This window comes from Bifidobacterium sp. LH_416 (assembly GCF_056357055.1).
Genome location: NZ_JBKEVJ010000001.1, coordinates 620,202 through 642,260, shown reverse-complemented (window position 1 = coordinate 642,260; position 22,059 = coordinate 620,202). Strand labels below are relative to the sequence as shown.

General features: G+C 55.1%; 15 protein-coding genes and 2 tRNA genes. 11 read left to right on the top strand and 6 right to left on the bottom strand.

Features of this window, described 5'->3' with window-relative positions; genetic code table 11:
- The first annotated feature begins 193 nt into the window (after positions 1 to 193).
- The 6 genes from AC1AY0_RS02745 (at position 194) to galE (ending at position 8,201) form a co-directional block, all read left to right on the top strand.
- Positions 194 to 278: transfer RNA gene (locus AC1AY0_RS02745), tRNA-Ser, on the top strand.
- A gap of 602 nt (positions 279 to 880) precedes the next feature.
- Complete coding sequence (locus AC1AY0_RS02740) at positions 881 to 2,194, top strand: ABC transporter substrate-binding protein (RefSeq protein WP_476525757.1); 1,314 nt, start codon at positions 881 to 883, stop codon at positions 2,192 to 2,194.
- Positions 2,195 to 2,382: 188 nt separating this feature from the next.
- Positions 2,383 to 3,354, top strand: coding sequence for a carbohydrate ABC transporter permease (locus tag AC1AY0_RS02735; RefSeq protein ID WP_476524449.1), 972 nt, complete (start codon positions 2,383 to 2,385; stop codon positions 3,352 to 3,354).
- Entirely contained in the window at positions 3,351 to 4,310 is a 960-nt protein-coding gene (locus AC1AY0_RS02730; RefSeq protein WP_476524448.1) for a carbohydrate ABC transporter permease, read from the top strand. Before AC1AY0_RS02735 ends, AC1AY0_RS02730 begins: the two co-directional genes overlap by 4 nt.
- Before the next feature lie 435 nt (positions 4,311 to 4,745).
- Complete coding sequence (gene gnpA / locus AC1AY0_RS02725; RefSeq protein ID WP_476524447.1) at positions 4,746 to 7,001, top strand: 1,3-beta-galactosyl-N-acetylhexosamine phosphorylase; 2,256 nt, start codon at positions 4,746 to 4,748, stop codon at positions 6,999 to 7,001.
- A 177-nt stretch (positions 7,002 to 7,178) separates the two neighbouring features.
- Complete coding sequence (gene galE, locus AC1AY0_RS02720) at positions 7,179 to 8,201, top strand: UDP-glucose 4-epimerase GalE (RefSeq protein ID WP_476524446.1); 1,023 nt, start codon at positions 7,179 to 7,181, stop codon at positions 8,199 to 8,201.
- Between the two features lie 81 nt (positions 8,202 to 8,282).
- Here galE and AC1AY0_RS02715 read toward each other — a convergent pair whose 3' ends face one another.
- Together AC1AY0_RS02715 and AC1AY0_RS02710 are read right to left on the bottom strand one after the other, a co-directional pair.
- Positions 8,283 to 8,960, bottom strand: a complete 678-nt coding sequence (locus tag AC1AY0_RS02715) for a LuxR C-terminal-related transcriptional regulator (protein WP_476524444.1) — start codon at positions 8,958 to 8,960, stop codon at positions 8,283 to 8,285.
- Complete coding sequence (locus AC1AY0_RS02710) at positions 8,957 to 10,276, bottom strand: ATP-binding protein (protein WP_476524443.1); 1,320 nt, start codon at positions 10,274 to 10,276, stop codon at positions 8,957 to 8,959. The genes AC1AY0_RS02715 and AC1AY0_RS02710 overlap by 4 nt, the downstream gene beginning before the upstream one ends.
- A 113-nt stretch (positions 10,277 to 10,389) precedes the next feature.
- Here AC1AY0_RS02710 and AC1AY0_RS02705 point away from each other — a divergent pair, with 113 nt between their 5' ends.
- From AC1AY0_RS02705 to AC1AY0_RS02695, 3 genes are read left to right on the top strand one after another with little or no spacing between them, the layout of a single operon-like run.
- Positions 10,390 to 12,297 (top strand): PspC domain-containing protein, encoded by a 1,908-nt coding sequence (locus AC1AY0_RS02705; protein ID WP_476525755.1) that lies wholly within the window; start codon positions 10,390 to 10,392, stop codon positions 12,295 to 12,297.
- Entirely contained in the window at positions 12,294 to 12,980 is a 687-nt protein-coding gene (locus AC1AY0_RS02700) for a hypothetical protein (RefSeq protein WP_476524439.1), read from the top strand. Before AC1AY0_RS02705 ends, AC1AY0_RS02700 begins: the two co-directional genes overlap by 4 nt.
- Positions 12,981 to 13,021: 41 nt before the next feature.
- Positions 13,022 to 14,605: an alpha/beta hydrolase family protein gene (locus AC1AY0_RS02695; RefSeq protein ID WP_476524437.1), complete on the top strand. Its 1,584-nt coding sequence runs from the start codon at positions 13,022 to 13,024 to the stop codon at positions 14,603 to 14,605.
- Here the strand turns inward: AC1AY0_RS02695 and AC1AY0_RS02690 are convergent.
- The 4 genes from AC1AY0_RS02690 to AC1AY0_RS02675 form a co-directional block, all read right to left on the bottom strand.
- Positions 14,602 to 15,240 (bottom strand): DUF4125 family protein, encoded by a 639-nt coding sequence (locus tag AC1AY0_RS02690; protein ID WP_476524488.1) that lies wholly within the window; start codon positions 15,238 to 15,240, stop codon positions 14,602 to 14,604. The genes AC1AY0_RS02695 and AC1AY0_RS02690 overlap by 4 nt on opposite strands.
- A complete protein-coding gene (locus AC1AY0_RS02685) occupies positions 15,240 to 17,375 on the bottom strand; it encodes a DUF4037 domain-containing protein (protein WP_476524436.1) in 2,136 nt (711 codons plus the stop codon). Before AC1AY0_RS02685 ends, AC1AY0_RS02690 begins: the two co-directional genes overlap by 1 nt.
- 394 nt (positions 17,376 to 17,769) lie before the next feature.
- A complete protein-coding gene (locus tag AC1AY0_RS02680) occupies positions 17,770 to 18,960 on the bottom strand; it encodes an MFS transporter (protein WP_476524434.1) in 1,191 nt (396 codons plus the stop codon).
- A gap of 98 nt (positions 18,961 to 19,058) precedes the next feature.
- Positions 19,059 to 19,132: transfer RNA gene (locus AC1AY0_RS02675), tRNA-Pro, on the bottom strand.
- 114 nt (positions 19,133 to 19,246) lie between these two features.
- Here AC1AY0_RS02675 and lysS point away from each other — a divergent pair.
- Both lysS and menA read left to right on the top strand, forming a co-directional pair.
- On the top strand, positions 19,247 to 20,929 hold the full coding sequence (gene lysS, locus AC1AY0_RS02670; RefSeq protein ID WP_476524432.1) for a lysine--tRNA ligase: 1,683 nt from the start codon (positions 19,247 to 19,249) through the stop codon (positions 20,927 to 20,929).
- Between the two features lie 107 nt (positions 20,930 to 21,036).
- Positions 21,037 to 22,032, top strand: coding sequence for a 1,4-dihydroxy-2-naphthoate octaprenyltransferase (menA, locus tag AC1AY0_RS02665; protein ID WP_476524430.1), 996 nt, complete (start codon positions 21,037 to 21,039; stop codon positions 22,030 to 22,032).
- Positions 22,033 to 22,059: the final 27 nt, after the last annotated feature.

Sequence of the window (22,059 nt, the reverse complement as noted above, 5' to 3'; positions counted from 1 at the left end):
GGCCTGATTTCATCAGGCTGGTTTCCGCTGTTGCCTCCCTCTGATGAGGGAGGTGGCTCGAAGAGCCGGAGGGAGAGAAGCCGGCGAAGCCGCAGATTTGTCGCTGATTATCGCGATAGATCAGCAGCATTCTCCCTACCATATGTATAATTGAACATCGTGCGCTTCGCGGTGTTCCGCAGAAGCGCGCAAGGGACAGATGTCTGAGCGGTCTAAAGAGACGGTCTTGAAAACCGTTGAGGGGCAACCCTCCGCGAGTTCGAATCTCGCTCTGTCCGCATATTAAGGCTCCGAACAGCAGTTCGGAGCCTTTTTCGTTTGTGGCCCGCGGGCTGTGATGCTTCCAGATTCGGGATATAGGGTTCCGAGGCTCTGTTGCGAGGGGGGCAATCGTCACTAAGTACGCGTGCCAACGTGTATGCCGCGTACATAATGACGATTTTGGCGGGTAAAGCATCACTAAGTATGCGGCCCAACGAGTGCCACGCAAACATAATGACGTTTTTGGTCTTCAAATCGTCATTATGTTTGCGGGTGCTTCGTTGAGACGCGTACATAATGATGTGCGCGTCGAGGGGAGCGCTGCTCACATGTAGGCGCCTTCACGGTTTCTTCATAATTTGGACACACGCCGTTGTTGCTAAGGTAAAGCATTGTGATACCATGTAACCGGTCACACAACCAAGCGAATAAAAAATTTATGTGCCGTGAAGTCAGCTATGTTAACTGACCTTATGTGCGCTGAACCGTTGAAACACAACGTTTTTGCGGGAGGCGCGCGGAAATTGTTAGCAAAGTTGACAATTCGCTGCGGAGGGCATAAATTAGCAATTGTTCGTCACAGGGAAGTGATGAGACCATATAACGAAGGAGTAGAGATATGGTATCGCATAACAAGCGTCTGGTGGCCGCACTGGCCGCAGTGGCTGCTATGGGTATGGGTCTTGCTGGTTGCGGTAGCGACACCGCCAACACCGACAGCAGCGACGACGGTGGCAAGGTCACGATTACCTACATGCACCGTCTTCCGGATTCCGACGGCATGGTTCTGGTCAACGATATCGTTGCCAAGTGGAACAAGGAGCATCCGGATATTCAGGTTAAGGCCACCAAGTTCGATGGCAAGGCCTCTGAAATGATCAAGAAGCTTGAGACCGACGTTAAGTCCGGCGAGGCTCCGGATCTGGCTCAGGTCGGTTACGCTGAGCTGCCTGAGGTCTTCACCAAGGGCCTGCTCCAGGACGTGACCCAGTACGCCGAGCAGTACAAGGGTGACTTCGCATCCGGCCCGTACAGCCTGGTTCAGGTGAACGGCAAGGCTTACGGTCTGCCGCAGGACACCGGCCCGCTCGTGTACTTCTACAACAAGGCCGAGTTCGAGAAGCTCGGCATCACTGAGATCCCGCAGACTGCCGACGAGTTCATCGCCGCGGCCAAGACCGCTGCCGCCTCTGGCAAGTACATCATGTCCTACCAGCCTGATGAGGCCGGCAACATGATTTCCGGTCTGGCCGGTGCTTCCGGTGGCTGGTACAAGGTGAAGGGCGACTCCTGGGTCGTCAACACCGAGACCGATGGCTCCAAGGCCGTTGCTGACTTCTACCAGCAGCTGCTCGACGCCAACGCCGCAACCACCAACCCGCGTTGGGATCCGTCCTTCGATGCTTCCATCAAGGATGGCTCGCTGATCGGCACCGTGGCTGCCGCTTGGGAAGCCCCGCTGTTCAGGACCTCCTCCGGTGGCACTGGCTCCGGTGAGTGGCAGGTCGCCCAGGTCGGCGATTGGTTCGGCAACTCCGGCAAGACCGGCCCTGACGGTGGTTCCGCTGTGGCCGTGCTGAAGAACACCAAGCACCCGAAGGAAGCTATGGAGTTCCTGGACTGGTTCAACACTCAGATTTCCGATCTGGTTTCCCAGGGCCTCGTTCCGGCTGCTACCACTGAAGACGCCAAGACCCCTGAAGAGTGGTCCACCTTCTTCGGCGGCCAGGACATCATGAAGGAATTCAAGGACGCCAACAACAACATGGGTGACTTCACCTACATGCCTGGCTTCTCCGCAGTTGCCGCCAAGATGAACGAAACCGCTGCCAAGGCCACCGATGGCTCCGGCAAGGTTGCAGACATCTTCTCCGAAGCACAGACCACTTCCGTGGATACGCTGAAGAACCTCGGCCTGTCTGTTTCCGAGTGACATTAACGGCTAAGGTTCCTTCCAGCCGCTAATCTCCTCAATCACACATCGAAAGGCCGGAGCTCGACACTCCGGCCTTTCCTTATGCACCACAGTACGGATCTCTATAACTGACTGCACTGAGAGTCGTACGCATTGCTTTCATCTTTCACTGTTTTCACTGTTCTTTTGAAAGACAGGTTTTCCCTATGACTGCAACAACTAAAACGGCGAAGACGGGAGTCGCCAGGCGTGCCGCGAAGCCAAAGGCTTCAAATGCCGCCAAGCGCGAGAACCGCACCGGCTGGGCCTTTATGGCACCGTTCGGTATCCTCTTCGCTCTTGTGTTTATTCTTCCGATTATTTGGGCTATCTATTCCAGCTTCTTCCGCCAGGTCACCACGGGTGGTGGCGCATACGGTGGCGGCGAGCTGGTCAACAAGTTCGTTGGTTTCCAGAACTTCCAGTACGTAATCACCTCGAGCAACTTCTGGGCTGGTGTGGGAAGGGTTATCCTCTACACCTTGGTTCAGGTGCCGGTCATGATTATCGGTGCATTGGCTCTGGCAATGCTCATCGATTCCTACATTGTTAAGCACATCACCGCATTCCGCTTGAGCTACTTCCTGCCGTACGCAATTCCGGGCGTTGTGGCATCCATCATCTGGGTGTACCTGTACAACGGTCAGATTTCCCCGATTGTCAAGGGTCTTGCTGCCATCGGCATTAAGGTTGATTTCTTCGCCGATAATGTTGTCCTCGGTTCGATGGCTAACATCACTACATGGACGTTTACCGGCTACAACATGCTGATCTTCCTCGCTGCATTGCAGGCTATTCCGCATGATCTGTATGAGGCCGCCCGTATCGATGGTGCCAACGGTTTCCAGATTGCCATGAAGATTAAGCTGCCGAATGTGCGCGCTGCCGCCCTGCTGGCCATGCTGCTCTCCATCGTGGGTACTATCCAGCTGTTCAACGAGCCTCAGGTGATGTCTATTTCCGACCCGAGTATCTCGAAGTCGTACACGCCAATGATGATGGCACTCAATACTTCTCAGGGCACGTTGACCCCGGGTGGTGATGGTCCGGCATCTGCAGTGGCAATTGTTATGGCATTGATCGCCGGCGTGCTTGCTGTGGTGTACACGCTTGTTGAAAGGAAGGTGAACGCAGAATGAGCTCCGTAGAAGCAGTTGATAAGGAATCTCGCGCTGCCGCACGCGCGCGTAAGAAGGCTGATAAGATTCGCGACAAGCATGCTAACGACTTGCCTCGTTCCATGCAGCCTTCCGCATTGGTCAAAACCATTACCATCATTATTCTGGTCTTTGCGCTGATTTACTTCCTCTTCCCGATTTACTGGGCAATCATCGCATCGACCAAGACTCCGAGCCAGATGACCGGTAGCAATGGTCTGTGGTTTGCTGTAGGCCTCGGTGATTTGCCTGATGCAATCGCCACGAACTACGGCAAACTGATTGGCTGGACCCGCGGCCAGTTCTGGCGCTGGGTGTTCAACTCCCTGGTGTACTCAGGTGTCTCCGCTTTTGTGGGTACTTTGGTCGCCGTGATGGCTGGCTATGCTACTGCCAAGTTCAACTTCCGTGGCAAGAATCTTGCTATCGGCATCATCATGGGCTGCATGCTTATGCCGGCTGCCCTGTTGACTATTCCGCAGTACTCCATCTTCCATGCCCTGCACCTGACCAACACGATGCTGTCCATCATCATCCCGTGCTGCGTCTCTCCGTTCGGCTTCTTCCTGGGCCGTGTGTACGCACAGACTTCAGTGCCGAACGAACTGCTTGAGGCAGCCCGTATTGATGGTGCTAGTGAAGCTCGAATCTTCTTCACGATTGTGTTGAGGATTCTGGCTCCGGCAATGGTCACGATCTTCCTGTTCCTGTTTGTGGCCACGTGGAACAACTTCCTGCTGCCGTTGATGATGGTGTCTTCTGACACGCTGAAGCCGGTGACCTTGGGTCTGTACGGCATGGTCTCGCTGGCTACGTTCACTGATCGTGGCGCTCTGATGATGGGTGCTCTGCTCGGCGTGCTGCCGGTAATCGTGCTCTTCCTCGGCCTCCAGCGCTACTGGCAGGCCGGCCTCGCCGCAGGTGCAGTCAAAGGCTGAGTCGTAAACGGACAGTCCGGTGGACTGTCCGTAGGCTCAGCCTGAGCGAGACGGTAGTCGAGCGAAGGTCGGTTTGAGTCTTCGCGTAGCGAAGTCTGTTCTTGCTGGCTGACGCGTTAAGCGCACGTCCAATCCCATCAATTCCGCCGCCCGGCATCTCGTGCTACTCCTTCCGGTGCCGGGCGGCTTCTTCCCAATCAAGTAGCACGCACATGCATCGCTGAACCGTTGACTTTTCCGGTTTGTTGTTATGGAAAAGTCAACGGGAAAGTTCGGCAATGCTTGATTCGCTCTTCCGGCGTTGCCGTAGGGCGCACCAGGATTTATGCAGTCAGAATCCTCGACGCCCGATGGCGGCGCCGGCTGTTTTGTTTATATGCATATATTGTTTACAATTTAATTATCCAATAAACAAATGCCCTCAAAGGAGAGACCATGACCAGTACCGGCCGCTTCACCTTGCCTAGCGAGGAGAATTTTGCCGAGAAGACTAAGGAACTTGCCGAGCTGTGGGGTGCGGATGCAATCCGCAACTCTGATGGTACGCACTTGGATGAGGCTGTACTTGCCCTCGGTAAGAAGATTTACAGCGCTTACTTCCCGACTCGTGCGCATAACGAGTGGATTACCCTGCACATGGATGAAACCCCGCAGGTATATCTGTTGACCGATCGTATTCTTGCCGAGTCCGATTCTGTGGATATTCCGCTGATGGAATCGTTCTTTGCCGAGCAGCTCAAGCCGAACCGTGATGCCGACCCGCATAAGTATTGGGAAGTGGTGGATCGTACCACCGGCGAGGTCGTGGATCCGAGCAATTGGACCCTTGATGCGGATACCGATACCGTACATGTATCCGGCGTAACTGCATGGCATGAGTACACGGTGAGCTTCCTGGCCTATATCATCTGGGATCCGGTGGAGATGTACAACCACCTGACCAACAACTGGGGTGATAAGGAACACGAGATTCCGTTCGACATCTACCACCCGGCCACCCGCAAGTTCGTGTTCGATACGTTCGAGCAGTGGCTCAAGGACAATCCGCAGGTGGATGTGGTGCGTTTCACCACCTTCTTCTACCAGTTCACGCTGCTGTTCGATCCGAAGCATCGCGAAAAGATCGTCGACTGGTTCGGCTGCGCCTGCACGGTGAGCCCGGCTGCCCTCGATGATTTCGAGAAGGAATACGGTTACCGTCTGCGCCCGGAAGACTTCGTGGACGGCGGTGCCTACAACTCCGCATGGCGCGTGCCGCGCAAGGCCCAGCGCGATTGGATTGACTTCCTGTCCGGATTCGTTCGCAAGAACGTGAAGCAGCTTGCCGACATGTCCCATGCTGCAGGCAAGGAAGCGATGATGTTCCTCGGTGACCAGTGGATCGGTACCGAGCCGTACAAGGACGGTTTCGACGAGCTTGGCCTCGACGCAGTGGTCGGCTCCATCGGCGACGGCACCACGACTCGTATGATCGCTGATATCCCAGGCGTCAAGTACACGGAAGGTCGCTTCCTGCCGTACTTCTTCCCGGATACCTTCTATGAGGGCAACGATCCGAGTATTGAAGGCCTGGATAACTGGCGCAAGGCTCGTCGCGCCATCCTGCGTTCCCCGATCTCCCGCATGGGATACGGCGGCTACCTGTCTCTGGCCGCCAAGTTCCCGAAGTTCGTGGACACGGTTACCCATATCGCTAATGAGTTCCGTGATATTCACGATCGTACGGAGGGCAAGGCTGCAGAAGGCGAACTGAACGTGGCCATCCTCAACTCTTGGGGCAAGATGCGCTCCTGGATGGCATTCACCGTGGCCCACGCGCTGCCGAACAAGCAGACCTACTCGTACTACGGCATTCTGGAATCCCTCTCCGGTATGCGTGTGAACGTGCGCTTCATCAGCTTCGATGACGTGCTCGAGCATGGCGTTGATGACGATATCGACGTTGTTGTCACCGGTGGTCCGGTCGACACCGCGTTCACTGGCGGTGATGTGTGGGACAATCCGAAGCTGGCCGAAACGCTGCGTGCATGGGTGCGTGGCGGTGGCGCACTGGTCGGCGTGGGGGAGCCGAGCTCTCTGCCGCGCTTCCAGGCTGGTCGTTTCTTCCAGCTGGCCGACGTGTTCGGTGTGGACGAAGAGCGTTACCAGACTCTGTCTGTGGACAAGTACTTCCCGCCGGTCACCCCGGACCACTTCATCACCGAAGATGTGCCGGTGGACGCCGAGGCTCGTGAAGCATGGCAGAAGGCCGGTTACCGCATCCCGCTGTCCGGTTGCGGTGGCGGTCAGGGCATCGAGCCGCTGGGTGGCATCGATTTCGGTGAGCCGGTGCTGAACACGTATCCGATTAACGAGGATGTGACGCTGCTGCGTGCCGATAACGGCCAGGTGCAGCTTGCAACCAACGAGTACGGTAAGGGTCGTGGCGTATATGTGTCCGGTCTGCCGTATTCGGCGGCCAACGCACGCCTGCTGGAGCGTATTCTCTTCTGGGCTTCCCACAACGAAGACAAGTACGCGGCTTGGAGCTCCTCGAACCCGGAGTGCGAAGTCGCTCACTTCCCGGAGCAGGGTCTGTACTGCGTGATCAACAACACGGATCAGCCACAGACCACCACCGTCACGCTTGCCGATGGCAGCAGCGAGACCTTCGACCTTGAAGGCAGCGGCATCGCCTGGCGCAACGCCTGATCTACTCATTGGCTCCCTGTTCTTCGGAAGGGGAGCCAATGTTGTTTTTGTGAACAAAAAGGAACACAAGAACCGCTTACTGCGCTTGATTTTGTCACCGAGTGCAGTAAACTCATACATGAAAGAACAAAAGTGCACATTGTGGAAACAGAAGTGCACATTCTTCAAGGAGAAGACATGACCACTGTTCTGGTTACGGGCGGCGCGGGCTTCATTGCCACCCATACTGACGTTGAGCTGTTGAATAAGGGATACGATGTGGTGTCCGTAGACAACTACGGCAACTCGTCTCCGATTGCTCTCGACCGCGTTGAGCAGATCACCGGCAAGAAGATCAAGCGTTACGACGGCGACGTGCGTGACGAAGCCTTGATGAACAAGATCTTCGACGAGAATCCGATTGACTGGGTTATCCACTTCGCTGGCCTCAAGGCCGTGGGCGAGTCCGTGGCCAAGCCGATCGAGTACTATGACAACAACCTGTACTCCACGCTGGTGCTGCTTAAGGTGATGCGCGCACACAACGTTAAGAAGATTATCTTCTCGTCTTCCGCCACCGTGTACGGCACTCCGAAGGAACTGCCGATTACCGAGGAAACTCCGACTGGCGGCACCACCAACCCATACGGCACCTCCAAGCTGTTCCAGGAGCAGATTCTGCGTGACGTGCACGTTGCTGATCCGGAGTGGACTATCGTATTGCTGCGTTACTTCAACCCAGTTGGTGCTCACGAGTCCGGCCTGCTGGGCGAGGATCCGAAGGGTATCCCAGCCAACCTGACCCCGTACGTGGCCAAGGTCGCCATCGGCGAGCTCAAGGCTGTGCAGGTCTTCGGCGACGATTACGACACCCCTGACGGCACTGGCGTACGCGATTACATCCACGTGGTTGATCTGGCCAAGGGTCATGTGGCCGTTATCGATCACATCGAGAAGTCCGGCGTGTTCACCTACAACCTGGGCACTGGCCATGGCTACTCCGTGCTTGAGGTCATCAAGGCTTACGAAAAGGCAGCTGGCCACGCGATTCCGTACGTGATCAAGCCTCGCCGCCCCGGTGACATCGCTGCTTGCTACGCTGATGCCTCCAAGGCGGCCCGTGAGCTGGATTGGAAGGCTGAGCTGACCATCGACGATATGGCCAAGTCCTCCTTGAACTGGCAGACCAAGAACCCCAACGGTTTCCGCGACGCCAAGTGATTATCCCCTTCTGGCTCCCTCTGACGAGGGAGCTGTCAGCGTAGCTGACTGAGGGAGAGACCTAACAAAAACAGGGAGCCATCACACAATCCGCCTATCGGCGGCCCAGCGCGTGAGCTCGGTGCGATTCGAAAGCTGCAGCTTTCTGAGCACCGAGCTCACATGCGTTTCCACGGTTTTAATCGAAATAAACAGCTCCGCAGCCACTTCCTTATACGTGTATCCACGGGCAATCAATCGCATTACTTCCTGTTCTCGAGCGGAAAGCCTATCCAATTCCTCATCATGCACAGGCGCATCAGAGGAACCAAAAGAACCGCCTTGGAATGCGGAAAGCACAAAACCAGCCAGTTTCGGAGAGAACACGGCGTATCCTTCATGCACTTGCTTGATGGAGGAAATCAGATCAGCTCCGGTGATGGTTTTGGTCACATATCCTTGCGCTCCGGCGCGAATCACCGAGCCCACATCCTGAGGCGCATCCGAAACAGACAATGCCAAGAACACGGTATCGGGGGAGTAGGGGCGTGATTTCAGCAGGATTTCAGCGCCGCCTCCGCCTTCACCGCCCGGCACATGCACATCCAACAACACGACCTGCGGTTTAACTTGAGCAATCATCGATACTGAAGTCGGCACATCGGCGGCCTGACCCACGATATCGAACGAATCACGCAATGTAGCGATAACGCCCGCGCGAAACATCTCGTGGTCATCCACCACGGCAATACGAATCTTGGTACTGGTTTCCTCGCTCATTCCTTCTCTCCCTGATGTACTGGCGCAATCGGCATATGCATGCGCACTTCGGTTCCCCATCCTGCTCTGGACACGATTTCCACTGTACCGCCACGGCGTTCAACTCGGCCGATAATTGATTCCCGGATACCCAACCGATCTTTCGGCACGGCATTGATGTCAAAGCCATTGCCATGATCACGCACGAACACCTCAATCAGTGAAGCATTCGCCTCGCAATACAAGGAAATCGGCTCAGCACCATGAGTCACCGCATTAACCAGCGCTTGGCGGGTGGCATCCAGCAGCGCATCGGTTTGCGCACTGGGGCGAGCGTCGCCCACAGTCACCACTTCAATAGGTTTGCCGTGCCCGTCTTCAACTTCAGCGGCGATTTCCTTCAGGCCTGCGCTGACCGAACGATCGGATGTGACTCGCTCCTGATACAACCATTCGCGCAGTTCGCGTTCCTGCGCGCGAGCCAAAGTGAACACGCTTTCAGGCTCAGTTGAATGCAGCTGAATCAAAGCCAGCGTTTGCAGCACGCCATCATGCAAATGAGCAGCCATATCAGCACGTTCTTCTTCGCGCTCTTTCAAAGATTGTTCGCGTGAAAGCTGCTGAATCATCGCATTAGCCCAAGGCAGCACAGCCACCACCATGGCAATAATCATCACCAAACCGGAAACCATAATGCGTCTTGGCGAAGTGCCCCATCCAATGAACGACACATTGGACACATACGTAGTCCAGCCAATAAAAATCAGGGTTAAGCCGCCGAGCATGGAAAGCAGTTGTATGCCTCGAGGAGCCAAATTCATCCAAGCCAAGGCAATGCCGGCGAACGCCAACAGCAGGGGCATGATAATGGCATTGTCAACACCCGCGCTCATCAGCACCATACCAATGGCCATCAATGCGAATCCGCCCAAAGCAACAAGTGCTGGTTTTGGCGCTCGCTGTACTGCTTCGGCAAGGGATTCATTAGTTCCGGCAACGGTGTCTTCGATAGGAATCGCTGATCCGCGTGCATCTACAGGTTGATTGCCTTTGGACAGCGGCGCCTGATCGGTTGGAATGGCTCCCGTTCGGGCTGCTGCGGCAGCTATGGGATCGCCGGCGGGGACGAAAATCCACAGGAATACATAGCCGATAATGCCTACCCCGTACAGCATTGTTAAAACGATGAACGCCAAACGCACCCATGATACGGAAATACCCAAGTGCAAGGCGATACCTTGGCATACGCCTGTCAGCCAGCGGCCATGTTTCGGCCGCATAAGCGGTAGGCGAGCTGGCAGCAAGGGCTTAGCAGCTGACAAAGTACGGGAGGTCATATGTCTATTGTGCCGCGCTGAGGGATTCATCACGGGGTTTTAAGCCAAGGTTCAGGGATGAATCAGGGTGTTTCACGGGGAGTATGGCACGTTCCGCGCGCTGTAATGGAACCATGAGCACTTCCAATATGAATTACAACAAACCGCCGCGCAAAGGTATTGCGCAGCGATTCTTTACTTGGATCCGGTCCAGCGGTCTGATGCGCGGCGATGACCGGTGGATTGGCGGTGTATGCAGTGGTATTGCCGCTCGGCTGGGTTGGAGTCCTACGCTGGTGCGCGCACTGATTATTGTCGCCACTTTGCTCTTTGGATTTGGTGCAGCATTGTATGCATTCGGATGGTTCCTGATGCCGGATTCGAGAGACGGGCGCATCCTTGCTGAAGAACTTATTGCTGGGCGATGGGATTGGACTTGCCTCGGTTGCTTTGTATTCCTCGCTGTGGCTCTGGTGATTCCGGGAGCAGGTTGGATATGCATTGTGCTGGCGGCGGCTACCCTCTGGTGGTTGGCTAAAAGCGGTATTCGGCAGCGCGAAGGATACGGTTTCGGGTATCGCAGGGCGCGAAAGAACATGCCATTTAACCAGTCTGGGCCAGCTGGTCCGAATTACGCAGGCAATCCTGGCATGATGCAAGGCGGCATGACTGGCGGGCCGTTTGCTCCGTATGGCTCTCCCCAGTCGTACGCGCAAAATAATGGGTATGGCATGCCACCGCAGCCGCAGCCGCAGCCGGTTATGCCGAATCCGGTTGCACCACAGTCGAATCCGGTTGCACCACAGTCGAATCCGGTTATGCCGCAGGGTACTGCAGGGCCATTCTCACCTCAGATTCCACCGACCGCGCCAATTCCACCGGCTACCCCAGTAACGCCACCTTATGTTTCACAGGGTGTTTCACGTTCTGTTCCGGTTGCCTCAGCGTATCCTGTGGCTTCCGCGAACTCCTCGCCATCTGCCAAATCCACCCGGCGCAAGCCAGCTGGACCCATTGTGGTGCTGAGCATACTGGGCATTGCCTTCATCTCGTTCTCTGCGATTATGGGATGGGTATGGTTCGATAATCTCGGCGTTGAATCATTGGTCCGTATCGGCACACTGTGGATCTCTGCCTTGTGCGTTGTTATGGGCATCGTCGTAGTGGTTTTGGGCATGAAAGGCCGGCGTGCCGGAGGCTTGATTCCACTGGGACTTATCGCTGGGTTCTGCGCAGTCTGCATGATTATGTTGTGCGGCACATACTCTGCCTCTTGGTACAACTACACGCTTGCAGACAGGCAATATACGCTGCAGTCTATTGAGCTCACAAAAAACTATGGTTCTGAAAACGCATATGACATGAATGAGGTTCAGGTTGGCCGTACCCTTGTGGCTGATTCCAGCGATCGCACCTTCAACACATTGAAGCAAGGCGTTACGTTCCATGGTGATAGTTATGAGGAAAGCAAAGCGATCCTTGACATGTCTGCTTGGTCGGATACCCATCAGCCTCATCAGGTGAAGCTGTATAACGGCAATACCATTACCAGCAACTGCCCTGTGGGCACGATTACGGTGGGTGCGGTACGCGCGCAGACGCATATCATCCTGCCGGACGGCTGCTCTTATGGCTTTGGTTCCGGCACCTATGGCTACATAGTCGGACCGACCGGCGTAGGTGGCAAATACTCGCTGGTCTATGATCTGAACAGTCATTTCAATATTTCATTGGATGACAGTGGCGCGTGGGATTACAATTCCAACGCCGGGAAGAATTACGAATGGATGATGAACGGTGATCTGATGCCGGAAAACGGTCCGGAATTACTGATCAATGTGCCTTATACCGTAGAAGGCCGTATCAACGTGGTCTATGCCTCTGATTGGGAGGATTACACCTTCCGTGAATACGCCGACCGCTACGGCACCGAATCCGGAGATAAAGAACGTCAACGCTATCTAGATGCTGAATCCGGTTACGCCAACAGCGGCCAAGACTCCAAATCCTCCAATAGCTCCAATAAGGAGACGGAACAATGAGCAACGAAGTCAACGAAACCAAGGTGTTCCAGTCCGTTCAGGACATCTCTCAAACCCAGACGATTCCTATGGAGTCGGAGGATGGCGAGACCAAGGTGTTCGAGTCCGTGGCCGATGGCAGTGAGACTCAGGTATTGCCAACGGCGGATGATGAGCAGCAAACTCAGGTACTGCCGACTGATGGACAAGCTGATGGGCAACCAGAAGCAGACACTATTGCGCTGCAATCAGTGGCTGACATGGAAGAGTCAGCAGATGCCGAAAAGCTCGAGGGTACTGCCGCAGAGAAGATTCCAGCAGCATCTGAACCTGCAGCCAAGCCTGACTTGAACGTCCCTCTGACAGAAGCATTTGCTCAGCCGGAACCTGCGCAATCGGAACCTGCGCAATCGGAACCTGTGCAATCGGAACCTGTGCAGCCGAAGCCTCAAGATACGCAGGCGCCTAAACGCGGAGCCAGTATTCCGACTGTTATTTTCGGTGTGCTGGGCATGCTGATCGGTGTTGTCGGACTGGCATTCGGCTGGGCATTCCCAGGCCTGCTGATTGAAAGCTTCTACATTGATCCGCGCGTATTGATTGCCGTTATCTGCGGTGCCATGGGTGTGATTCTGGTTCTTGTGGCCATTATCTGGGCCGTTATGGGATCCGCCAAAAAGAAACAACGGTCATCTGGGCAGTGATGCGAGTACACCTGTGCCTGGTTCATGCATTGGGAGGATAGATGAAACGAGTAGTGCGCATTGCTGGTGTTGCGCTGATACTTCTGCTGATCTGCGCATTACTCGGCTGGGCGATGATGCCACGGTGGAATACCAAACCATATACTGACCACATCACTGTGGCATCATCTGATCCCTCCATCATTCCCGCTCAAGCGAATATCAATCATGAGGGGCGGTATAAAACCCGCGAAACCCAGCTATCCATCAATGTTGGCGGCGGCATGGTATTACCCGCAGTATTGCGCGAGCCAGTGAATGCACCTGGCAAGCGTCCGGCATGTTTATTCATTCACGGTTCCGGAACCAGCGGTGCCGAAGATTTCGGTGATATTGCCAATGCGATGGCCTCCTCAGGCATCGTGACATTAGTCCCAGCCAAAAGCAATGAAAACTATACGGTGTTCCACCGTGACTACCAACGATTCGCCCGCGAATACAGTAAAGCATTGGATGTTCTGCGAGAAGTTGACAGTGTAAATCAATCCAGCACTGGTATCTATGCGGAATCAGAAGGTACATGGATTGCCACGATTCTGGCATCTGAGCGGCATGATATCGCTTTCGCCGCACTCACATCAGCGCCTGTGTTCAAAGGGCGCGAGCAGATGGCCATGGCCATGAGCGCCTATACTTCCGAGGCTGGCGCTCCGCGGCCGGTAATTACAGACACGATGAAACTGCTGTCTTTGGATTACCGGCCTTTCGGCTTGCAATATGCCGATTTTGATGCTGACGAATACTTGCAATCCCTCACGATGCCGGTGCTGGTGAGCTACGGCATATACGACACTGCCATGCCTATCGAGCAGGGCGCACAGCGCATTATGCGAGTGGCGGCGCGTCACGGCAATAATCACGTCACTGTGCGCTATTTTGCCGGTAACCATCAGATGCGTGCCGGCAAAGGACTGTTCGCTCCAGGTTTGCCATTGGCTGACGGATATACGCAAGCATTGGAAAATTGGGTGAACGGTGTCGCTGCTGGTGCGGAAACCACCGGTTGGGCCACACCGCAGGTGGCTGGTGCTACGCCAAACCAACAATTTGCAGCACCGCGCCGAACGAATTCCGGAATCATCGGATCTTTAGGAGTACTGGTCGGCGTTATGATCGCAGGCCCGGCATTATTGGCGGCCGCAGTAGTGCTCGGCGGTATTGTGGCGGTTCAAACAATGCTGCGCAGACGAAGCAGCGCAGATGTTTGGATGCGTGGCAAGCGCGCATCCCTGCACACGGCATCCGAATTGCCTATGCATGACACAGCAGTGATTAGTATCGCTGAACCTTGCTGGGCAGTGGGAATTGCACTGGCAGCAGCGTCCGTATTGCTGTATGGCTATTTGGCTGCTGTAGGTACCGCGGCGGTGTTTGCCATGACGCCGGCACCGCACATGTTCTCCATAGGATGGCATGTGTTGCAGTTGATCGCCGTATTCGTGGTTGTCATGCTCGCCTGGGGTGGAGAATACCTGTGGTCGGAACGACACGTTATTACCGGTATGCGCCGTGCGGTCTGTCTACTGGTTGTTGCCGCCGCCTGCTGCACCCTACTATCCATGGCTTTCTGGGGATTGTTCAGTTAGTGAGCCGCTTGAATGGCTTCTGCCTCCTCAAGACTGGAGAATCCACCGAGCTGCACGGTGTGGAGTAGTGTTTCCTCGGTGATATTGCGTGCGGGAGTAGCTGCAGCGCGTTCGCGAATCATCGCCTCATACAGATTGAACGTGGCGGCCGAATAGGTGCCAAGTTCGCCACGCAGATAGGTCTCAAACGAGGTTGCCTGAGCAGTGTCCTCATCGGTAGTCAGTACGCGCATGGCTTGCCCAAGCTTAGGATATCGTGCACGAAAATCAGCAGCCCACGCCACTTGCTGTTTGATAACCTGCTCTTGGCGTGCAATGCGTTCTGCAGGCAGTTGCGGAATGAACGGCTCAATATTGCGCTTGAATTCTTCCGGCGCGGTAGATGCCATCATACGACCGTATTTCTCGGTAATAAGGTTGCGATCTACAGTATCCGCGGCCGTTAAATCGGCCTCATAGCTGATCAGCAAATCATGATTCCACGTGAGGAATTGAGCCAATCGCATCTGATGGAACACTGGCCAATTGCCTTGGCAGGCCGCGCGACCGCCTTCATTATTAGTGTTCTGGAACTGGTTCCATTCATGGCGCACAATATTCTCGCGCAGTTCCTCATCATTGAGCTCGATGGTCATCATAAACTCCTCAATACAGGATTATCGGACTGAATATGCTCCTCTACATACGGTCTCTGCCATTCAAGGAATGTTTCCTCAGACGTAGTGAGTCCTTCGCGCCGCAATTCCTTGACGATGGCAGCAGCAATGCGTTCCACTGTCTCCTGAATGGTGGCCGCAGCGGGCCCTGCTCCCTTGCCGCCTTCACCGAATCCAGCTCCGCCAAAGCAGGCTGCCGAACTCAGGCGCATCACCGTCTCCAATTGTTCACAGATATCCGGCAGGAGCGCGAACATTGAACCGGACAGTTTACGTAATGCGGCAAACTGCCACTTGTAATACGGCAAGTAACCTGCCACCAATGGCTTATTAATAAGGAAGACCAACGAAGCTGTGGCATTCACGAACTCGCTGATGGACAGCCAAGCCGCGGCTGAATCACCACGCTTCAAGGAACGCGGCAGATTGTATTGCCCGGCTTGTGCAATCATGCCGAGCCTCTTGGAAATAAGCGACAAACGCACGTCTTCCGGCATGTCCTTGAACCCTTGACGAACTTTGGAAAATGCGCCGGTCGGGTCTTGGAATATTGCTCCATTCGTCGCCGCTGCGAGCGTAGCCTCATCAATCATGAGCCATTCGTGGGGTTTATCTTGAGCGGGAGCGGCAGCGTAGCCAGTAATCGATGCGAAGAAATCACCGATGCGGAATACGCCATCGCGTCGGTTTGCGCCCTGTGCGCGCGGAGTGGCGGGGGAGAAGTGCTGAGTAGCGGAATCAGATTTGTTCGCAGCAGTACTGTTGTTGCTATCTGAACCCTCGAAACGTACAGTACCGTTTGCATCTACGGCAAAGTCACGTGGCAGATCCTCATAATCGGCCTGCAGCTGTTCTCCAATAGCCGCGTAATCCTCGTCAGACAACCACAGGCAGAATCGCGGACCAAAATCATGATCCTGAGAATATTGATCATCGAACCCATAGCATTCTGAACCATGGCCAACCAAACCGGTTGCAATGCGGGAAGCATAGTCTGGGTAACGCTGTGCAACCATTGGTTTGCCAACCTGTGTCCAGAATTCACGAGCCAATTTGAGACCAGATACCGGGCAGACGGCAGAAGATGCTGCGATACCAGCATTGTGCACATTGGATGTGTTGTCTGCTATGTTATCTGCCGTGTTCGTATCCGAGAGATCATCCGTACTACCGGCTTTTGCCTCAGCCTCGTGCAGATTCTCTGCGGTAATACGGTAATAATCCGTATCCTCGCCATAGCATTCGGCAATTACAGCCAAAGCGCTGCGATAATGTGCAACTGCCTCGCTGTAATGCTTTTCGGCGTACAGGACTTGGGCGAATCCAGCCAATGCAGAAGCATAATGAGCACTATGGGTCAGCTTGCCGTTTTCATAGATGGTCAGGGCCTTGGCCGCGTGCACGTGCGCATCTTGGAGTTTGTTTTCCTGCAGCAGAACTAATGCCAGATTGGTGTTGGACGAAGCTACATCAATATCTTCATCCGGGTTGACGCTTGATGCTTCGATGATATGCAGAGCCTTACGCAATTCATCTTCAGCTTGCGGCAAACGATTGGTTTCGCTGTAGAGCATGGAATAATTATTGTGAAGTGCAGCCAGGCGGCGGTCGTTGGATTGATACACCTTTTGGGCGCAGGTCAACGCTTGGCCATACAGGTCTTCGGCCTGATCGTACTGGTGAGCCGCGCGCATGGCTGTAGCGCAATTAATCAGCGTGGTGGCCCAGACTTCGGAGCCTTCCAAACCCATGCGTAACGCCAGCTCAATGGTGCGTTGCACAATCCACTGGTTTTCCTTGTGCTTGCCTTGCGAACGATTGAAACCCAAAGTTTCGTTTAATACGGTCAGAAGACCCGCTTCATCGCCAGCGTTCTCCGCATCGATGGCTGCCTGCTCTAAATATGGACCGGCTTCGGTGGAAGCGGCGTGACGGTTGAAAATATCGTCCAGACCATGCAGAAAATCATTGACATCAAAGGTGGCAGGCGCCTCTTCAGTGTTTTCAGTTGCCTCGGCTGAATCCTGAAGACCGGCCGTATCGTCCAGATCTCCGGGACCATGTGCGAACTGTGCGGCAAACTGCTCGAGCAATGCGTCTTCGTCAACCACCATGTACCTCCTTGGACCGATTCCTGTACCAGTCTAGAGGCAGGCGGAAGTGTGCATACCCATAATCACCTGTGACTTAGCTCTCAGCCGACGCTTCTGTCTGTAGCAGCCTCAGCATTTTGCGCCATAAACCTGTGGCTTAGCCCCTAGCCAACACTTCTGTCTGTCTATCCTTGACTTATCTGTGGCTTATCTAGGGCTTTTATCTGTGACTTTTATCCATGACTGTAGGTTTTTCGACACTGACTGTAGGGAAGCTGACACTGACTGTAGGAAAACCAACATCGACTGTAGGGAAACCGACGTTTTCTGTCCAAAAACCGTCAGTCAGTGTTGGTTTCCCTACAGTCGATGCTAGAAAACCTACAGTCAGTGTCGAAAAACCTACAGTCAACCGTCAGTCGACTTTGATTTCGCGCATGCGGTGAACGGCTTCGGTGTCTCCCTCGCAACGCCAGGAGTAGAAGGTGAGCAAACCGACCGACAAAATGGCCAGTGGCAGGCCGCCCAAGCCAGTGAATCGGTAATTCATCGAGAATCCGGTCAACATGGCGCCGCCGATAATCGAACCGACTGCATTACCGAAGTTGAACGCCACCTGCACGGCAGCGCCTGCGATAAGCTCGCCGCCGCCCTGGCCGGCTTCCGTCATCAACAACTGCTGCGGAGCGGAAATAAAGAACAGGCCGAACGCAATCCAGAACGTGAGCAAAGCCGTAGTGAAATGATTGCCCGGCAAGAGCAGCACCATAAGCAGACCGATGCCAGAAATAGTCTGGCCAAGCGCGGCAGTACCGGCGTGACGCCAACGATCGGTAATACGGCCACCGATCAGTCCGCCGACCACCATGCCGAAGCCAGCGAGCATCATCATCAACGGCACGAGAGAAGACGGCCATCCGCCGGTCTTTTGCAGCCAGGGGGAGACGTAGCTCCACCAGCAGAATACGCCGGCATTGCCGGTGAAGACGGCGGCCAGAATCACCCACGGGCCACGGCGAGTTAGGAACTTGAACTGACCGGCGATGCCGGCATCCTTGATTGGTGCCACATACGGAATCATCGTGATAGTGAGCACGATGGTCATGGCGGCCCAAGCGGCAAGCACGCCGAAAGCCAGTCGCCAATTCAGATATTCGGCCAGCAAGGTTCCAGCCGGTACGCCGAGCATATTGGCTACGGTCTGACCGGTCACCATGATTGATACGGCCTGTGCCTCTTTGCCCTTATCGGCAAGTGTTTTGGCGATTAATGTAGCGGTGCCGAAGAATGCGCCATGAGGTAGGCCGGAGATGAAGCGAGCTACGATCAGAATAGCGGCGTTCGGCGCGAATGCGGACATGGTATTGCCCACGAGCGCAATCACCATAAACAGCACAATCAGATTGCGTGGCGGAACTTTGCGACCGAACACCAAGATCAGCGTGCCGATGCACACGCCGATGGCGTAGGCGGAGATGTAGTTGCCCGCGGTTGGAATGGAAACGTGTGTGGCTTCGGCGGCCTGCGGCAAGATGCCCATCATGACGAATTCGGCCGCGCCGAGGATGAAGGCGCCCGAAGCAAGTGCAAGCAAGCTTTTCTTCATTCTGATTCTCCTCTGTGATTGTGCCATGGGGCACATAGCAAACACGTAGCAAACATAGCAAAAGGGCCACCGGCTTTCACCGATGGCCCTCTGAGTTGTCGGGCTGGCGGGATTTGAACCCGCGGCCTCTTCGTCCCGAACGAAGCGCGCTACCAAGCTGCGCTACAGCCCGTTTTGGCAACAGACGTAGATATTACAGTATTTTGGTTGGGTTGCAAAATCGGCGTGTCGCGGCAGGATTTTGGGGCGAATTCTTAATCGCCGGTCTTGCGTACACTGAAGAACCATGGCTGAAGTTGTAGAAAATACCGAAAATATCGAGAACGAAACCCCGGCAGTCCCGCAGATGACTACCGTTGAGTGTGCGGAAATGCTGCTCAAGCAGGACGCCACTATTACTGAAAAGATCAAGGCTGGTGCCACGCTGGATGAAGCTGTGGACCCGTCCAACAAGGAATTTGGTCCGCTGGCCCACCCGGAGCAGGTACAGATGCGCGTGGCTAAGCGCGCGATGATGCTGGACGCCGGCATTGCCCCTTACCCGGTGCATCTGGATGTGACGAGCACTATTGAAGCTGTGCGCGCTAAGTATGACGGCAAGCTCGAAGCCGGTCAGGAAACCGAAGACATGGTCGGCATCGCTGGTCGTGTGCTGTTCCTGCGCAACGCCGGTGGCCTGTGCTTCGTGCAGCTGGCTGCAGGCGACGGCACGAAGATTCAGGGCATGATCTCCAAGAAGGAGATTGGCGCTGATTCCTTGAAGCAGTTCAAGCAGCTGGTGGATCTTGGTGATCACCTGTACTTGAAGGGCCGCGTAATCGCATCCAAGACTGGTGAACTGTCCGTATTCGCCACTGAATGGGCCATCGCTTCCAAGGCTCTGCAGCCGTTGCCGGCCCTGCATAAGGATCTGAACGAAGACACCCGCACTCGCAAGCCGTATATCGCCATGATCGCGGACGAGAAGACTCGCAACATGGTGCGCAACCGTTCTAAGGCCGTGGCTTCCCTGCGCAACACGTTCGCCAGCCATGACTTCCTCGAGGTTGAAACCCCGATGCTGCAGACCCTGCACGGTGGCGCGGCTGCTCGCCCGTTCACCACGCATATGAACGCCTTTGACCTTGACCTCTACCTGCGTATTGCTCCGGAACTGTTCCTGAAGCGTTGCTTGGTGGGCGGCATTGATCGCGTGTTCGAAATCAACCGCGACTTCCGCAACGAGGGCGTCGACGCTACGCACGCCCCCGAGTTCACGATGGTCGAGGCATACCAGGCTTACGGCACTTACGATTCCATTGGCCAGCTGGTCAAGGAACTGGTGCAGAAGACCGCCATGGACGTCTACGGCTCTCACAAGGTCACCCTGCTCGACGGCACCGAATACGACTTCGGCGGCGAGTGGAAGACCATCAGCATGTACGATTCCCTTTCCGAAGCCCTCGGCGAGGAGATCATTCCGAACGGCGGCCCTGAGCACCCCGGCACCTCCGTTGAGCACCTCGGTGAAATCGCCGACAAGCTCGGCGTGGAGCGTGACGACGTAGAGAACCACGGCAAGCTTGTCGAACACCTGTGGGAGCACTTCTACGAGGACAAGCTCTACGAGCCCACCTTCGTGCGCGACTTCCCGGTTGAAACTTCCCCGCTGGTCAAGGGCCACCGTACTAAGCCGGGCGTGGTGGAGAAGTGGGATCTCTACGTGCGCGGCTTCGAGCTGGCCACTGGCTACTCCGAGTTGAACGATCCGGTTGTACAGCGTGAGCGCTTCGTGGCCCAGGCCAAGGATGCGCTCGCCGGCGATGAGGAAGCATGTGATATCGATGAGGACTTCCTGGAGGCCCTCGGCGTCGGCATGCCTCCGGCAGGCGGCATGGGCATGGGCATCGACCGACTGCTCATCGCACTGACCGGTGCTACGATTCGTGAAACCATCACCTTCCCGCTGGTCAAGCCGCTGGTTGGCTGATGTTCAGCTGATATAGCTGATTTACTTAAGCAAAAGCCTCTCATCCGATTGCTGTGGATGAGAGGTTTTTGCATATTGAGCAGGTTGCATGGTCTACGCTGGGAAGCATGAATCTACGTTTGTGGTTGAGCGGACTTCGCCCTAAAACCCTGCCCGCTTCGATTGCGCCGGTGTTGGTCGGTGTGGCACTGGCTTCGCAGCATATAAACCAATTAGGCACATGCATTGAAGTTTCCCCAATGCCGCAGGAATGTGTTGATAATCGCGCTGTAGCTGATGTGCTATCTGCGCATTTTTGGCCAGTCGCCATACTATGTATGCTCGTGGCGCTGTTCCTGCAGATTGCCGTGAATTTCGCCAATGACTACTCCGATGGCATCCGTGGCACTGATGACGGGCGGGATACTGCGGAATCGGCATCGCAGTCAACATCAGCGCCGAATGAGCGAGGCGCAAAGCCGCAGCGTTTGGTGGCTTCTGGCGTGCCGCCGAAGCAGGTGCTGACTGCTGCCGGCATTGCTGCGGCGCTGGCTGCCATCTGCGGATTGGCAGCAGTGCTGATTTCGCAGGCATGGTGGCTGCTGGTGGTTGGTGTGCTCGGTTTGATTGCCGGTTGGTTCTACACCGGCGGCAAGCATCCGTATGGCTATGCCGGGTTCGGCGAAGTGGCAGTATTCCTGTTCTTCGGACTTGCCGCAGTTTTGGGTACCGAATATGCATTGGCTGGCACGGTTGATGCATTGGGTATTGCGGCGGCCATCTGCTGTGGTCTTAATGCTGCTATGTTGCTGATGGTCAATAATCTGCGTGATATTGATAGCGATCGTGAGCATGGTAAGCTCACGGTGGCCGTGCGCCTTGGAGAGCATGGAGCCACGATACTGCTGATGGTCTGTTGCATTGTGGCTTGGATTCTCGGATTGTTCCTCTGCATGTATCTATGGATGCCATGGGGCGGTATTTTGCTGCTTTCTGGCATTGCTGTGCCCATTCGTATGATTTCCAGTGTGCCAAAGCATCAATTCCGTACGGCGTTAAGCGATGCAGGATTCCAAACGCTGCTGTTTGCGGTGATTGTGGCCATTGCCGCGATTATCTCGTAACGTTACGGTTTCGATGCATAAAACATA